Origin of the sequence: Companilactobacillus zhachilii, from assembly GCF_003606365.2 — a bacterium.
Classification (GTDB): domain Bacteria; phylum Bacillota; class Bacilli; order Lactobacillales; family Lactobacillaceae; genus Companilactobacillus; species Companilactobacillus zhachilii.
This window is the reverse complement of the sequence record NZ_CP031933.2, coordinates 1,240,488-1,254,474: the sequence shown is the minus strand read 5'-3', so window position 1 is coordinate 1,254,474 and position 13,987 is coordinate 1,240,488. Positions and strand designations below refer to the sequence as shown.

The following is a 13,987-nucleotide window of genomic DNA, read 5'->3' as shown; positions in this document are numbered from 1 at the left end:
GAGAAACTTCATAACACCAATCAATTTTAGAAATATCGGTTAACTTTTGCGTAATTTTCCACTCTGTCCCTGCTTTAAATTTCAAATTATAATCTTTGATTGAATTGACATTCTGGTCATAAGAATTAACGCCATAGCCAGTTACATAATTGATAACTAGCTTATTTTTTTAGCATCAGCAGTGGGTGTGGCACCATTCAAGAAACCATCAACAACACCACCGATTATTTCTGGACCTTGTGACAATCCACTTCATTTGTTGTTACTACTTTTGCTGTCGAATCATTTGCCGGAACAATTGAACCAGCTGGCAAAATACCATTTACAACTCCGACTATACTTCAATCCACCAAAATTGGTAATGAAACAAATTTTTCAATGTCGAAAAAAATAATTTCATCAACGTGAATATTATCTCCGTAATACATAAACATTTCCTTATAGGAATTTTATGCCCAAAGGTCTTTAGGTGACACTTGATATTGTTTGCCATTTCAGCAAACTTAGAGCCAGAATCATCTAATCATCTATGTGTTCACTGCCATAAGTTTTAGGAGTATTCTTTTGTGGCTTCTAGATCTCCGTTATGAATTCATTCAGAATAAGCCTTTTTAAACTCATTGATATTCTGAGTTTGTTTAGTCTCGTCAAGATTGTTTAGCATTTCTGAAAAAATTGTAGGCAGTTCGATCTGTGTCAATTTTGACTTGGTATCCGAAAGTGCACCACTCTGATTTAAGACTGCTTCTCTCTTATTAGGTTTGTCTTCACGTTTCTTAGTGTCAGTTGCAATAAATTTCTTTTCAGTCATTTTGGCACGATTCTCACCATCTTTACAAACATCTTCTAATAACCCTAGAAACTCATTCTTTCTAAAATCATGCATTTGACTAGAAAACATCTTTCTCAATTCGGAAAGACTAGATTTTTTATCATCCCCGTCAGGCTTTTGATTACTATCAACTTGAGAATTGTCTTTATCATCAGATTGATCATTACCGGCATTATCATTTGATATTTCTCTGCCAGCTCCATCATCCGCAAAGAATTGAAGATTTAATTTACTTGATGCTTTTAATGGTGATTTCATACTTAGATTCCTCTTACATACTTTTTGAAGTAGTATAACCTTTAATCAGCTATTCTTTTAAGCCAGCAACCGAAAGCAATAAAAAAAGCACTCAATGTGAATGCTTAAAATGATAGTATTGGTTTATAAAAGGAAAGGCGGTTTGAATATTATTTACACTAACTATTACATATCAAAAATTGTTAACAGTGCTCCTTCAAATATCTTGATTACTTTGTTTCCATCAATCGTGGCAATAATGATTCCATTTATTTATCGTTTCATAGACTACTTAAAAGAAAGACAAAACACCCGAAAAAAAAGAGAATTTATAAAGGAATCAATGATTTCATTTCTAAATTTTAATCAAATATATGGTATTGATCATCTTGGTAAATCATCCAGATTTAGTCACAATATTGAACAATTTAATAACTGGCTAATTGATTCACAAGTAAATACCATGGATAAAAAAACATATCTTTTGTTAGATAAGGGAATTACCATTATATCCTTACTCAGAGAAGCTGAGGACTTACCCGTTGATAATCAATTTAAGGATTTATCTCCTAAAAACATTTTACTTATTAATACCCTTTATACGCATGTTTCTGATAAAGTCAAAAAATATAATAAAAATACTGATTCAGATAAGCTTGATAAACCCACAGAGGTTGAAAAACTTCTAAACGAAAATTGGAAAACGATAAAAAAATTATCTAAAGAAATTGAAGAATACCAATAACATTATAACTAAGAAATATACTTTTAATGAAGGGAATTTTTTACATGAAATTAAATTCAAGCTGGACGCAGGTTCTTGTTTCAATTGTAGAGTTATGCATTCCATTTATTACATCTCACCTACGTACCTTAAAAGACATAAAAGAGCAGCAAGAATACATAGATGCTGTGAAGGATACTATCAAAGGCTATTTAAATTACTCAGTGAATCAATCTCTGAATGAGAGGGCAGTAACTGTGAGCCTACCACCAAAGCGTGGCAAATCTAACAATAATTTTTTTGAGAGTGATTCAGAATTTGATGCTTGGCTCAATAATAGACTTCTGACTCTACCATCAAAAAGGGAAAGATTGTTGATTTCTATTGCCAAAGATTATTTAACAGTTTCTTCAAGTATTCGACATTCCTACGATTTAAACCCAGTTGACCATGATAAAACCAGCTTTACTTTTCAAAATGGATGGACAGTTCCTAAGCCAGGATTTTATGATAGAGATTTCAACTTTGATGCACAACTGAGATTTAAGTTTTATGATTCTATGAATAAAATTGACCGCTTATAACTTTTTAAGTTCTTAACTAATATCATGATCTGATGTGTCCTAGTCACCACCTTCGTTTGCTGATAGTCCAGCGTTGATAGTTGTAATGCATTAAAGGGAAATTAACTCCTTCTTCTGCATCAGCAATACCAAATATTTTTCCATCTAAATCATTGCAGTCAGTACATGTATTTAGTGCTTCGAGTGATACAAACTGATACCTTTTAACATGCTTCTTAGCATAGTTATCTAGCTGTGTTCGATTCATAACTTGAGCAGTTGCAGTTCGAACCATATTAGAAGATCGTCCCATTTTACCGTTAGTAGCTTTATTACCTCCAGTCAGAATATTGACAACTTCTTTCTGCCAATTCAACGAATCTTTTGGACTTTTAGCAGCTCTTTCAGCAATCACACGAACTTTTCTAAGTGTCTGTATCGTCTGTTTATTAATTGAGCCAAACATACTTGAATCAATATGACGGTCTAATAAGGCGTTATGCGTAGTTCTCAATAAAATAAAATCAATATCTCTTGATTATTTAAATTTACGATTAAAGGTATTGATTTTTTATTTGCACTTTTATAGCTCTTAGCATTAACTATGTCAGGAATATCCATAGTGCTGTCAACTAATTGAACTTTTAAAGCAATCGACTTCTTAACAAATTGTTGAGTAATTCTTGCATTAAAAACAGCACCGTTAGGCCTTAATGTGTTGCCTTTTTAAGCAATCTTAATAAACTTCTGATTTTCACTACTAACATTTTGAAGGGTATCTTTAAGATCGGACAAAAATGAATCAATGATATTTATCTGTATCTTGATTAATACCTGTATTATCGATGTCTTCTTTGGCAACAAAAAAGCGTTAGTTTTCGTAGACTTAGCTACGAACTCAACGCCCGTTAAACAATTCTTATATGCATAAATGCAATTTAATACCAGCCCTTTATAAAATGCTGTATATACTTTCTACACTAACTGAATCGGCATAGAATAGTACTCGTATGCCATACTTGCTTTGAATATCTTTAGGAACATCAGTCCAATAATCAATTTCTTTGAATTGTGCTGTATGTTCTTCAAGAATATAAAATCTATTCTTATCATCAACACCACCCACAACAATACATCCCTTATGCTCATATCCCTAGTCGGCACCACATACAATATGTTAAACTGGCAGGAAACTTGGAGCAAGAAATAATCATTGTCTTTCGATCAAAATCCTGATAAACGATACTTTCAGCAGCTGCTCATTCTCCTTTGATAGCACGATCGTAAAACATTCCAGAAAGTCCGTTTCTTTCAGATTTTGAATATAAGTTTTAGAAAGAAAAGTATTGCTATCAATTCTAAAGTGATTACTTCTAATTTCCTTAGAATGATTAGGATTACCAATATACTTATTCTTGAGCCAATGCGTTGGGATATCTGAGTTAGTGTCACAGACAACGCGAGAACCCTCAAGCGAACAACGTTTTCTGATTCCATCAAAGACAAATTCAGCTACTAATGATGCTTCATTGATGTAAGCACCATAAGCTGTCATACCACGAATAGCTACCAAACCAGCAATCGTACCAGTAAACGCTTGAACAATTCTCATTGCTGGAAGTACCGGAAATTTAATCTCAAATGAATTGTGCTTATCAAAATGAAATTTCAATCCAAACGTATTCTCAATTTCATTTAAAGCATTATTCTGAATTGTCTTACTAGATACACCAGCAAGAATATACTGTGGGTGCAATACTCCTTGACCTTGAGCAACTTCAGCATGTCGAACATCAGGCAAGAAGACAAAGTTATCAACAAACGTTTTACCGGCTCTGACAGCACCATAATTGACCATCAAGCCCAATCGGCATTATTGATAACCTCATCAAGAACCATCAATTGCTTTGGAGTAAATGACTTAGTTAGATTCGCCATTGTCCTCCGTAATAGTAGATAAAAGTTTATCAAGCGACTTCATTTGTTAATCAGTACCGTTTATCGTACATCTCCACCACAGCATCACCCTTGTCAATACGAACGGACTTAACATTTGAAGTATCAATCTCATCGATATTATGCATTTTAAAAATGTTCTCATAGTAATAGGCTTGTTCTCCTGTGTCAGGGTCAATCCTTGGTGTACTTCGATAATTTCTCCCATAATCTTCATATTTTACCCGCACCACCATAAATCTTATTCCAAGCCATTTTTTGACTGTTTTGAAGTCAATCACATCTTTAATATCAGAGTTTGCTTGTTGAATGTAATCATTGATAACATTGTTTACATCAAAATAGAGATCAGATATTAACTGCCTTTTAAAAGTAGATAATTGCTTTTTTATATTAGGGTTTCTTAGGGTGCGATTGCCTTCAACCATCGCTGTAGAGTAATTACATTCGTATGCTTTTTAATATGCCCACGTAGAGTTAAACTGTTGTAAATAGTACAAACAGAACCATTTTTGCTTTTTAGTCAGTTCGATATTTTCATCTAATTCATCAACAATTTTAGGTGCAACCTTTTTTGATTTAGGGTGCATACTTTTTTTAGTCGATGCATCCCTTATCCAACTATGTCTACTCTTCCAAGATTTGACTGTATTAACAGATACTCCATACTTAGTGGCAATATCTTTATACTTCATACCTGCTAAACAATCTTTTTTAGCTAATTCCCAAATTTTCATTACATAGACCCTGCCTCCTTTCGTAAAAAATAAACCACAACATTGTGGTTTATTTTTGATAATACTTAAAACATATTTGCTGTAATTCTAACAAATACTTATTCAAAAGTTGGGTCGTCTTCTCATCATCATATCGATAATTAATTTCTACTTGACCGACTTTAATTGACAGGTTTTGCATTATATCAGAACCATGGGTAACCGCAGAATATAAATTATAATAAGTTCTATATTCATCGAGCATACCCACTTTATCAAATAAGTCTAATATACTACTACAGTCACCATTAATGTTGAACCATTTCCTTGGCCTAGCTTTTTCAACAAATAATTCAAAGTATTTGTTCTGCATATCTGTAGTCCAATCATCATAAGAATCATACCCTTCTTTTGAAAAATCATCTCTTATCTTTTTTAAAAATAAATCTGCCTTTTTACGATCAGAAAAATCATCATGCAGATTTTGAATATTTCTAATATCCTTATACCTTGCACCGTACATATAAGCAGAACCGCGTCTTTCCTGATCCTCTTTTAATAGAAACTTTAAGCTGGCAGCCTGTTCTAAAAATGAACGTGCGAGAATAGGTATACTGCTATATCTTTTTTCTTTAGCTAAAAGCATTATATCCATTGCCTTATCACACATTTCAGTATACAAAGTAAAAACAGATAAGTCTAACATCGTAGTAGTACTATTTTCGCCTTTTTTTGAAATAAGATCGATAACACTATTTTTATATTCACTTATTTTCTCATTTTCTAACATAGATAATCACTCCTATTTATAAAAAACTATATACTTAAATAAATTACTTGTCATTGTAAGATACATGAATTTCATCGTGTTTTTCTTTATCAATGACACTAATCATCTTAGCTTCCATGGGAGCCATATAACCAAACGATGTTTTAACCATCTTCATAATTTCACCAATACTTTTCTATTTTCGCCTTCAGCAATTGGACTAACACAGTCTTTCTATGCTCTAATACATGAAATAGTTGGTCATTTAATTCGTCTGCGATACCTAAAATAACCTTGAAATAGCTATTACCAACAATATACGATGAGCTAATTAGATTGACAGCTTCCTAAACTAAATCTTCTGTAATTAATAGTGAAAACACATTACTCGCCATGTTAATTTACTTCCCAATCGTCTGACAGCATATCTGTTTGACTTGCTAACCATCCAAATTGAATTTGACCAGATTTAGTCTTGATTTCTAATATATCTGAAACTACCGTATCTGAATAATTGACTTGGCTATGCAAATTTCCGTCTACTCTATCAAATGAATAAAAAAAGGGATAAGGCGCTCTAGTGTCGTATCTCTAACAAAGAAAACAAATTGATTGTCACTTCCAATTAGCTCTCCTTAACTTGTAGCCTCGTTTCATTAGTTTAATTGCTTTACCAAATTTCATGCTTATTCCTTCAACAAAAAAAGACCACTCATTTGAGCAGATCCTTTTTTCATATTTCTAATTTATTTTTTTATTTCACTATATATACTTTTGGGATTATTATCAGGCAAAAAAATATTTTTAGTTTCTAGTAGTTTCTTATCATATATTCGTATTACACCTGAAATAATGACTAATTTATTTTTCTGAAACTTCTTTTTGATTGAGGGTTCGCACTCGCATAATTTGATAATAGCATCTATAAAATTTTTGCTTGATATTTTATAGATATAATCATTTCCTGATTTAATCTTAACCAAATTATTATTAGCATGAATATCAAAAGGGTCTTTCGGCTCTTCATCCAGAAATTTAATTGGAACTATTTTCCTTTTATATTTTGTATAAAATTTTTGAAATGAATATGAGTAATGAATTAAGTATTTAAGTATCAAATCCTTGAACTTACTAAAAATATTATACTTCTTGGCAATACCTAAGAATTCTATGAATATTAGATCATTACTAGAATTTATAATCGTTAATTCTTGCCCAGATCCAACTTTTGTAATACCGTCACTCGTAATCTGAACTAAATTTTGAGATTGTATAATAAGTTTTAATCTTTCTCGTTTTCTTTTCTCAATTACATTTCCTATATATGTGGCAGCAGCACATATGGCAGCAATTTTCGTCCATTCCCAACCCAAAATCCAGCAAATAAAACTTTCAATATTAACCATTAACTATCTCCCAAAATAGATTTGATGAATAATTATATCAAAAATAAACTTGTCTTACATTTACGATTCGGATATTCGGAATCGAATCGAAATACTAATTGATATTTCAAAATAAATTAAAGGAGTTTAAAGTGGCTACGTTAATTTGTATTATTATCGAAAGTTTTCTTGTATTTAGGGGAATTTTTGGTGTATTTAGCATGTAACCCAGTTACTATCCGTATAATGTAATCGGCTTTATCATCACTGATTACAAAAGGCTAAAAATTATTTAAATGTTGTTTTTGGTTGATAGTTTTCCTTCTAAATTGCTTCTTTTAAAGCGGCAGATTAACCGCAATCGCTATCTTTTATGTTTTCAACGATACCAATATACAACGTAGTTAGGTCGGTTGTAGCCCGCTCTTTTACCGCTAAAAATTTGCTAATTGACCGCTTTTTGATTCTACAAATACCTGCAATCCGCAAATGCTTCAGCAAAGTACAGAAGTGCAGTATTCTCGAGCTCGTTATATCTAGTCTTTTCATACTTTGCTTGATCCATGGTGTCATTATTGCTTACACTTAGTAAATAATGATTCTTCAAAATAGTTTTTAATCTATTAGGCTCTTTAGGACAATTTTCAATAGTCCTGTAAATTGTTTTAACCAACTCTTGAGCCCTCAATTGGTTAATAACCTTGTTCTCTTGTGTATTTATTGCATTACCAGCACTTCCTACTGTGTCGAACAAAGGTGACTGTATCGAATCAATATTCATTTGTGCCCGTGCATCACGTCTAGAAAATTCTTCATTGAAATAGTATTTAACGTTATCGATCGTTTCTTTTTCATCTAACTCTGGAAATAATCCCATAAATCTAGCCCCCACAAAGTGATATAACTGATGTTTCGGAATCAATTAAATTAATTAGTTACTCACATTTGTGGGTGGCTTTTTTGTACAGTCATTTCAATAAGCTATCTCGCCTAATTAAAAGGTTATAATCTTCCCTATCCTTATTGGCTATTTGTTTCAATGTTTCATTCTGCTTTTTTAATAATGAGTTTTGATATCCCAAAATAAAATTGCTAATAACATTTACAAGATGACAAATTTCTAGAACCAACTGATTACGTAAATCTAATCAAAATATCAAAAGCAAAATCAGGGTTCTCAAACTTTTCTGCAACAATGATCTACCTTGCTACCCAAACAGGCATGAGATATGAAGAGGTCACAGCTCTAACTTGGGATAAAATCAATTTTGATAACTCTACGATATTGGTTAATAAAGCTTACAGGTGCGATGAAACCGAATTGCAAAGTGCAAAGACTCCTTCTAGTGTAAGATAACTGTATCTGATGAATACTTAGAAGTTCTTAGAAACTATAAATATGAGCAACAACTATATTTCATATTTTATGGATACAGATATGAATCCTAAGTTTGTCTCAAAACATGTTGGACACAAGGATCTAAAAATAACTTTGAAATACTATACCCATTTTTTTGACGAGATATCTCTACAACAAAATATAGAATTGAAAGATATATTTGATAACATAACAAATAAACACAAACCTAGTGATGACAGTGATTAGAGCAGTTGTTTTGCTCAAAATGAATTTAATCAAAATATTGTCTGTGCAATGCCTTTTTAAGCGAATTGGTATACATAGTAAAAAGACAATACTTTGCGCATGCGCAAAGAAATGCGCAAAGCACTTTTAAATTCTATTACATTCTTCAGAAAACAAAAAAAGAGAAACACTGATTTAACGGCGTTCCTCTTGATTTATACGAGAGCTTCTGTTCTCTTTTGTTTTATTTAAGGAGAGTACAGGATTTGATAATACTTATACATCAGCCTTATCTTGACTTCTGCGCAAAATTTGCGCAAAGTCTTTCATTTTATTACATTTATACATGATTAAATTCATTTATATTTAGCAGCTGAATAACTTTATTTTCCCAAAAATCCATATCTTTTTGATTTTTTTCTATTATAATTGTTAGCTGATTCAATAATTTCATTATACTACGAATTTTAATATAAAAATCGACTTAAAGGTGACTCATATTTTATTATTGTCCTTACGCATATTTAACATTTTATCTTCGCCTTGCTAAATATTAAATTAATTTAAAAATATGTTTGACTATGTACTGTTAACAGTATATAATGTACTTGTAATCAAGGGAAAGGAAGTTAAGATCATGACTAAATCAGAAATTTTTGTAAAAGCACATAAAATTGCAAAGGAAATTATTGAATCAGTTGGTGATTACATGATTGCTATGAGTTTTGCTTTAAAACAAGTTTATAAAGAATATGCTGATTCGTTCATTGATCCTAACTACAATCAAATCCGTTTGATTCAAAGTAAACTAATCCGTAGCGGTAAATATTCAATATCTGACATCTTCATGAATGCTGAAGACGGTGTTAGAGAAATAGCTCATAAAGCTGGAGCTTATTATGGATTCAATGTTTATGCTAAATTATTACATGGCAGAGAAAAAATTGCTAAAGTATTCATCTCTGAAAAGTTATGGGACGAAGCTTGCTAATTTTAAAGGAGTACTAATATATGGAAGAAAAAATAACAGAAGCACAAAAACGTGCAAAGAAAAAATGGGATAGCAAAAATAAAGACAGAGTTGGATATTTGCGACACAAAGCACGTGCCAAAAGCTTTATTACAAAGGATCCTAAGCCTAACGTCACTAAGCAAGGCGAATATTTAAACGACCTACTCTCACTTCAAGAATTATTAAATGAAAGAATTAAAAAAATACAAAAATAGCTTGATTATATACTGTTAACAGTATATAATGCATTTGTAATAAGGAAAGAGGAAAACAAAATGACAAAATTTAATAAATCAGATTGGACTTTAAAAATTAGTTTAGAATCAGCAGATGTTTATCAAAGCAATGACGACAGTCACTTATATGCACGTGTTGATAAATTAAACGATCCTGTAATTTCAAAAATCGATGACAACTCAAATATCGAATCATTAATTAAAGAAATTAACCCCGATGATTTTGCTGGATCATACTACCCTCTAGCAAATAAAATCAGTGTTGAACTATCAGACAATCGATTAAAATAAAAAAAGCCCACCACCTAAATTAATAGATGATGGGCTCTTTTAAAACTATCGAAGTTAATTCAAAACCAAGGTAATTTATAATATTGTCCACGTCAATGAACACCCTTAAAATAACGCATATTATTTAATTTGTCTAGTCTTTACTATTCAAATTTTGAGCCAGAAGTATACTCGAATGGAATAAATTCATTGGTTGCAATCTTGGCCATCATAATATCATTGATAACTTTGAATCCAGCGGTTTTAAAGGATTTACCAGTGCTGACAGACGCATTCTGTACCCAATTTCCTTTTGAATCAAAGACAGGTGCCGGTGAATCGTCCGTATATTTAACGATGATAAAATCTTTAAACTCTGTTTTTGATAGTGGTACAAAAATATCGGTAGCAATTTGATAATGTGGTTCATCATTAATCATAACAATATCTGAACTCTTCCAAGTTGAGCCTACCTCATATGTTTCAGGTCGTTCAATACCCAGTCTATCTACTGGATGAGTTTGCTCAGTCAGCTTGATAACATTTTCTACTTTTGGTTTTTCAGGTTCAACTGTAGGTTGTGTGGCTGCTTCAGTTTTAGCTGGTTGCTTATCAAAGATTCCCCAGTCGTAACTCATATCTTGAGAACCACCGCCCCAGCTTGATGTGTACTGCCAAGCGACAATATTACCTCTTGCTCCACAATCGCTTGATCCATAATTAGCTACCCAAGTCGGGTACTTATTAGCATTTAAGATACCTTCATTGAACCAGCTTGCCATTGAGTATTGAAATACATTTGTATAGCCTTGAGTCTCTAGGTAGCTGATAAAGGTATCGACGTAACTTGCTACATGAGCTGTGTCCAAAGATGGATCTTCGACATCAACACAAAGAGGTGTATCTTTTCCAAAGCCTAAATTAACAACGGATTGCTCAAAGAATTTTGCTTCATTAATAGCGTCTGTAACGCTTGTTGCTAAGAAATAATGATAGAAACCAACATTCATTCCAGCTGCTAAAGCATTTTTTGCTTGGGCGGTTGATTTAGGATTGATGTAGTTATCTCCATCAGGACTACCTTGGGTAGTTTTAATCATAATACCAGATACGCCAGCATTAACTAAGCCTTGAAAGAAGCCTAAATTATCTGGTTGAAAACTCGAAACATCAGCAAAATATTTAGTCATACTAGTTCCTCCTTGTATTATTTTCTTGATTATACTTAGGTGTTTTCACTTCAGTTAAATCATCACTAATGGTACTTTTTGCTGAGGAATCGTATCCCCCAAGTGATCCCTTTACTCCAGCATATAAACCGGAAGTAAATCCACCTACCAATAATCCGGCAATTGTAGCTCTCCCTATATCTTCATGGAAAATAAGTGCAACTAATATACCGGCAATTATTCCAAAGATCATCGATGCAAATGGTAGATATTTATCTTCTAAAGGCGTTGCTACCTTAGTTAAGGCAGTAAATCCCATAGAACAGATAAGAATCAAAACTGTTAGTCCCGCATTATCCATTAAATTTAAACTTTTGATTATCTCCATTGTCTTCTACCTCCTAGCTAATTCCTGTAATCTTTAGGTTCACTGTCTTACCTGTATCGTCTGTTGCTGTAATAGTTTTACCAACGTCAACTTTGCCTAAGGCGTTTGTAATGTCTAACGGGTTGAGCGAGTAATCAGTTGCATGTGAACCTAACTCGAGTTTCATATTTGAAACTTTAATAGTTGTTGTTGAAGGAACATTATTAATGAGCATACGAATACCCGCATCTGTAAATCCATCCAGCGTGGTTGTTGCCACATAGTGTTTCTTTGTAGTATCAGCAATAGCAGTAATGTACGGCATCCAAGTTCCACCAGTCAGGCTACCGATACTTTGAATCATAAAGTTCTCAAGAGCTGTAGAAACAGCATCAAAACTTATAGTTACTGTAGTTCCTTTTTCTAGTCTTCTACTTAATAAATACATTTGTTGAAATTGGGGAGTTGTATTATTACCTGTCATACTGAATGAGTTATATGTTCCCGTTAGCAGATTAGTTCCAACAGCACTGTTATTAACTTGCGTTTGCAAACTTTGGAATGCAGGTGCACTAATTAACCCAGCGTTATCAACAGTCCCTGTATCACCCTTGTCACCTTTGTCACCTTTAGGACCTTGAGGACCAGTTGGACCTTGAGGACCAGTTGGACCGGTTTCACCTGTATCGCCTTTAGGACCTTGGGGACCAGTTGGACCGGTTTCACCTTTATCGCCTTTGTCACCTTTAGGACCAGTTTTAGCAACTGTTAAAGCATCTATTTGGGCCTTTAAGTCTGAAATTGATTGAGATACTTTACTTTGCATAGAAGCAATTGAATCTGCTAATTTTTTTTGGCCATCAGCAATTGATTGAGAAACTTCAGCTTGTTGGCCAGCTGTAAAACTGGAGTTGGCTGCAATAATTTGCTTCTGAATGCTATCCAAGAATGATGTTATAGAAGCTACTTGGGCCTTGATAGTAGCGATTGTTTTATTCAATTCATCACTATTATTTTCCAAATCCAGTTTTTTGGATGCCAACTCAGCAACAATGCTTTCGACATTTTCTTGAGCGGCATCTATGATTGGTTGATATTGAGCCTTAGCATCGCTCAAAGCCTTATCCATAAGCAACTTGAACTCTGTTGGAACATCTAGACCATCAACTTCATTCTTCATTTGTTGGATTCTTCCGAGCCAGTCTGCTTCGGCAGATTCCAAAAACTTGTTGATGCTCTCAATACCCGGAATATAGTTGACTGAAGTATCATCAAGCTGTGCGCTAGGGATGATTGAGATATCAAACCCACATGTAGTGATTTGATTATTAATCATGAAGTAAGCGTCCTGAATCTTACCAACAGACTCAGTTAAATGCTTACTAATTGGATAGCTAATTACATTTCCACTCACGTTTGTTGGATCATTAGAAATGATTGTTCCATCAGATTTCTTTGCTACAAACGTTGCAAAGTCTATTTCAATATTCGGGTAGCCATTATTAGAAATAGAGGCTTCAATAATCACATCATTATCGCCTTGTCTTAAGATGATTGGCTCATTATCAACTGTGTTATTTTTACGAATGTCAAGGTTAATACTTGCTATTTTTGTCATTTTTATCACTCACACCATCCTTTCCTGAAGTGTCATAGATCAATCCTAATGAGCCTGCAATGGCTAATAGGGTGTTAACAATAGCCATAATTTGATTGACCTCATCATTAGTAATTTCCCAGCCAAATAAGTGACCGATTTGCTGAGCTAATACCAAAACTAATGAAACAATTGAAATCCACCAAACTCGTGAATGTGTGTCTAATGTTAATTTATTTTTCATTTTGAACTTCCTCGATTAAATAGTGTATGAACCTTTTCTTGCAACGAAACAATATCTTCATCATGCGTATGAACTTTATCGTCTAGTTCTTCAAAATGTCTCCTAAACTCATCATGTTCAAATTTTGAATCATTTTTAAAATCCTTAATTTCACTAGACAATCGATCCATAGAATCAGATAAAGGTTTAATAACCAACCGATTAAACACCCACACTAGTGCAGTGCCGATTGCCACTACTATTGATATAGCACTTGCAGCATCTTCAATCGTATTGATTATCATAAAATGTGGTGGCATAGTTGCCTCCTTTCTAATTGTTATAT

At 33.0% G+C, this 13,987-nt stretch carries 21 protein-coding genes and 1 pseudogene; 7 read left to right on the top strand and 15 right to left on the bottom strand.

Annotation, left to right across the window (positions count from 1 at the left end):
- Nucleotides 1–592: 592 nt before the first annotated feature.
- On the bottom strand, nucleotides 593–1,090 hold the full coding sequence (locus tag D1B17_RS05720; RefSeq protein WP_120142624.1) for a capsid assembly scaffolding protein Gp46 family protein: 498 nt from the start codon (nucleotides 1,088–1,090) through the stop codon (nucleotides 593–595).
- 100 nt (nucleotides 1,091–1,190) lie between these two features.
- On the opposite strand from D1B17_RS05720, the gene D1B17_RS05715 reads away from it, so the two are divergent.
- On the top strand, nucleotides 1,191–1,814 hold the full coding sequence (locus D1B17_RS05715; protein WP_137432111.1) for a hypothetical protein: 624 nt from the start codon (nucleotides 1,191–1,193) through the stop codon (nucleotides 1,812–1,814).
- Between the two features lie 44 nt (nucleotides 1,815–1,858).
- Nucleotides 1,859–2,377 carry a hypothetical protein gene (locus tag D1B17_RS05710; protein ID WP_120142626.1) on the top strand — a complete coding sequence of 173 codons (519 nt, stop codon included), beginning with the start codon at nucleotides 1,859–1,861 and terminating at the stop codon, nucleotides 2,375–2,377.
- Nucleotides 2,378–2,420: 43 nt separating this feature from the next.
- Here D1B17_RS05710 and D1B17_RS05705 read toward each other — a convergent pair whose 3' ends face one another.
- From D1B17_RS05705 to D1B17_RS05670, 9 genes and pseudogenes are all read right to left on the bottom strand, one after another.
- Entirely contained in the window at nucleotides 2,421–2,870 is a 450-nt protein-coding gene (locus D1B17_RS05705) for a minor capsid protein (protein WP_120142627.1), read from the bottom strand.
- A gap of 438 nt (nucleotides 2,871–3,308) precedes the next feature.
- Nucleotides 3,309–3,482, bottom strand: coding sequence for a hypothetical protein (locus tag D1B17_RS12580; protein ID WP_166806627.1), 174 nt, complete (start codon nucleotides 3,480–3,482; stop codon nucleotides 3,309–3,311).
- Nucleotides 3,483–3,566: 84 nt separating this feature from the next.
- Nucleotides 3,567–4,217 carry a hypothetical protein gene (locus tag D1B17_RS05700; protein WP_166806626.1) on the bottom strand — a complete coding sequence of 217 codons (651 nt, stop codon included), beginning with the start codon at nucleotides 4,215–4,217 and terminating at the stop codon, nucleotides 3,567–3,569.
- Between the two features lie 127 nt (nucleotides 4,218–4,344).
- A pseudogene (locus tag D1B17_RS05695) lies at nucleotides 4,345–4,755 on the bottom strand (terminase small subunit); the annotation flags it as partial.
- A gap of 15 nt (nucleotides 4,756–4,770) precedes the next feature.
- A complete protein-coding gene (locus D1B17_RS05690) occupies nucleotides 4,771–5,049 on the bottom strand; it encodes a helix-turn-helix domain-containing protein (protein ID WP_120142630.1) in 279 nt (92 codons plus the stop codon).
- 49 nt (nucleotides 5,050–5,098) lie between these two features.
- Complete coding sequence (locus D1B17_RS05685; protein WP_120142631.1) at nucleotides 5,099–5,818, bottom strand: DUF5677 domain-containing protein; 720 nt, start codon at nucleotides 5,816–5,818, stop codon at nucleotides 5,099–5,101.
- Nucleotides 5,819–6,193: 375 nt separating this feature from the next.
- The gene (locus D1B17_RS12995; RefSeq protein ID WP_120142632.1) at nucleotides 6,194–6,328 is read right to left on the bottom strand and encodes a Thoeris anti-defense Tad2 family protein; all 135 of its coding nucleotides are present in this window, start codon (nucleotides 6,326–6,328) and stop codon (nucleotides 6,194–6,196) included.
- 215 nt (nucleotides 6,329–6,543) lie between these two features.
- The gene (locus D1B17_RS05675; protein ID WP_120142633.1) at nucleotides 6,544–7,203 is read right to left on the bottom strand and encodes a hypothetical protein; all 660 of its coding nucleotides are present in this window, start codon (nucleotides 7,201–7,203) and stop codon (nucleotides 6,544–6,546) included.
- 445 nt (nucleotides 7,204–7,648) lie between these two features.
- Nucleotides 7,649–8,059 (bottom strand): ArpU family phage packaging/lysis transcriptional regulator, encoded by a 411-nt coding sequence (locus D1B17_RS05670; RefSeq protein ID WP_120142634.1) that lies wholly within the window; start codon nucleotides 8,057–8,059, stop codon nucleotides 7,649–7,651.
- 270 nt (nucleotides 8,060–8,329) lie between these two features.
- Here D1B17_RS05670 and D1B17_RS12990 point away from each other — a divergent pair, with 270 nt between their 5' ends.
- From D1B17_RS12990 to D1B17_RS05645, 5 genes are all read left to right on the top strand, one after another.
- Entirely contained in the window at nucleotides 8,330–8,539 is a 210-nt protein-coding gene (locus tag D1B17_RS12990; RefSeq protein ID WP_120142635.1) for a tyrosine-type recombinase/integrase, read from the top strand.
- 42 nt (nucleotides 8,540–8,581) lie between these two features.
- Nucleotides 8,582–8,788, top strand: a complete 207-nt coding sequence (locus D1B17_RS05660; RefSeq protein ID WP_137432110.1) for a site-specific integrase — start codon at nucleotides 8,582–8,584, stop codon at nucleotides 8,786–8,788.
- Between the two features lie 616 nt (nucleotides 8,789–9,404).
- The gene (locus tag D1B17_RS05655; RefSeq protein WP_166806625.1) at nucleotides 9,405–9,758 is read left to right on the top strand and encodes a hypothetical protein; all 354 of its coding nucleotides are present in this window, start codon (nucleotides 9,405–9,407) and stop codon (nucleotides 9,756–9,758) included.
- 20 nt (nucleotides 9,759–9,778) lie between these two features.
- Nucleotides 9,779–9,994, top strand: a complete 216-nt coding sequence (locus D1B17_RS05650) for a hypothetical protein (RefSeq protein ID WP_120142638.1) — start codon at nucleotides 9,779–9,781, stop codon at nucleotides 9,992–9,994.
- A 60-nt stretch (nucleotides 9,995–10,054) separates the two neighbouring features.
- Nucleotides 10,055–10,306 (top strand): hypothetical protein, encoded by a 252-nt coding sequence (locus tag D1B17_RS05645; RefSeq protein ID WP_120142639.1) that lies wholly within the window; start codon nucleotides 10,055–10,057, stop codon nucleotides 10,304–10,306.
- 143 nt (nucleotides 10,307–10,449) lie between these two features.
- Here the strand turns inward: D1B17_RS05645 and D1B17_RS05640 are convergent, their stop codons facing one another.
- From D1B17_RS05640 to D1B17_RS05620, 5 genes are read right to left on the bottom strand one after another with little or no spacing between them, the layout of a single operon-like run.
- A complete protein-coding gene (locus D1B17_RS05640; protein ID WP_120142640.1) occupies nucleotides 10,450–11,475 on the bottom strand; it encodes a GH25 family lysozyme in 1,026 nt (341 codons plus the stop codon).
- Between the two features lies 1 nt (nucleotide 11,476).
- Nucleotides 11,477–11,842, bottom strand: coding sequence for a hypothetical protein (locus tag D1B17_RS05635; RefSeq protein WP_120142641.1), 366 nt, complete (start codon nucleotides 11,840–11,842; stop codon nucleotides 11,477–11,479).
- Between the two features lie 13 nt (nucleotides 11,843–11,855).
- Complete coding sequence (locus D1B17_RS12880; RefSeq protein ID WP_276606959.1) at nucleotides 11,856–13,439, bottom strand: hypothetical protein; 1,584 nt, start codon at nucleotides 13,437–13,439, stop codon at nucleotides 11,856–11,858.
- Complete coding sequence (locus D1B17_RS05625) at nucleotides 13,417–13,662, bottom strand: phage holin (RefSeq protein ID WP_120142642.1); 246 nt, start codon at nucleotides 13,660–13,662, stop codon at nucleotides 13,417–13,419. The genes D1B17_RS12880 and D1B17_RS05625 overlap by 23 nt, the downstream gene beginning before the upstream one ends.
- Nucleotides 13,659–13,961, bottom strand: a complete 303-nt coding sequence (locus tag D1B17_RS05620) for a hypothetical protein (protein WP_120142643.1) — start codon at nucleotides 13,959–13,961, stop codon at nucleotides 13,659–13,661. The genes D1B17_RS05625 and D1B17_RS05620 overlap by 4 nt, the downstream gene beginning before the upstream one ends.
- Between the last annotated feature and the right edge of the window lie 26 nt (nucleotides 13,962–13,987).

Coding starts and splice junctions, on each gene's coding strand:
- D1B17_RS05625 (WP_120142642.1), bottom strand. CDS start 13,662: ATGAAAAATAAATTAACATTAGACACACATTCACGAGTTTGGTGGATT.
- D1B17_RS05645 (WP_120142639.1), top strand. CDS start 10,055: ATGACAAAATTTAATAAATCAGATTGGACTTTAAAAATTAGTTTAGAA.
- D1B17_RS12880 (WP_276606959.1), bottom strand. CDS start 13,439: ATGACAAAAATAGCAAGTATTAACCTTGACATTCGTAAAAATAACACA.
- D1B17_RS05710 (WP_120142626.1), top strand. CDS start 1,859: ATGAAATTAAATTCAAGCTGGACGCAGGTTCTTGTTTCAATTGTAGAG.
- D1B17_RS05620 (WP_120142643.1), bottom strand. CDS start 13,961: ATGCCACCACATTTTATGATAATCAATACGATTGAAGATGCTGCAAGT.
- D1B17_RS05720 (WP_120142624.1), bottom strand. CDS start 1,090: ATGAAATCACCATTAAAAGCATCAAGTAAATTAAATCTTCAATTCTTT.
- D1B17_RS05635 (WP_120142641.1), bottom strand. CDS start 11,842: ATGGAGATAATCAAAAGTTTAAATTTAATGGATAATGCGGGACTAACA.
- D1B17_RS05670 (WP_120142634.1), bottom strand. CDS start 8,059: ATGGGATTATTTCCAGAGTTAGATGAAAAAGAAACGATCGATAACGTT.
- D1B17_RS05650 (WP_120142638.1), top strand. CDS start 9,779: ATGGAAGAAAAAATAACAGAAGCACAAAAACGTGCAAAGAAAAAATGG.
- D1B17_RS05675 (WP_120142633.1), bottom strand. CDS start 7,203: ATGGTTAATATTGAAAGTTTTATTTGCTGGATTTTGGGTTGGGAATGG.
- D1B17_RS05685 (WP_120142631.1), bottom strand. CDS start 5,818: ATGTTAGAAAATGAGAAAATAAGTGAATATAAAAATAGTGTTATCGAT.
- D1B17_RS05655 (WP_166806625.1), top strand. CDS start 9,405: ATGACTAAATCAGAAATTTTTGTAAAAGCACATAAAATTGCAAAGGAA.
- D1B17_RS05690 (WP_120142630.1), bottom strand. CDS start 5,049: ATGAAAATTTGGGAATTAGCTAAAAAAGATTGTTTAGCAGGTATGAAG.
- D1B17_RS05640 (WP_120142640.1), bottom strand. CDS start 11,475: ATGACTAAATATTTTGCTGATGTTTCGAGTTTTCAACCAGATAATTTA.
- D1B17_RS05715 (WP_137432111.1), top strand. CDS start 1,191: ATGCTTAAAATGATAGTATTGGTTTATAAAAGGAAAGGCGGTTTGAAT.
- D1B17_RS05660 (WP_137432110.1), top strand. CDS start 8,582: ATGAGCAACAACTATATTTCATATTTTATGGATACAGATATGAATCCT.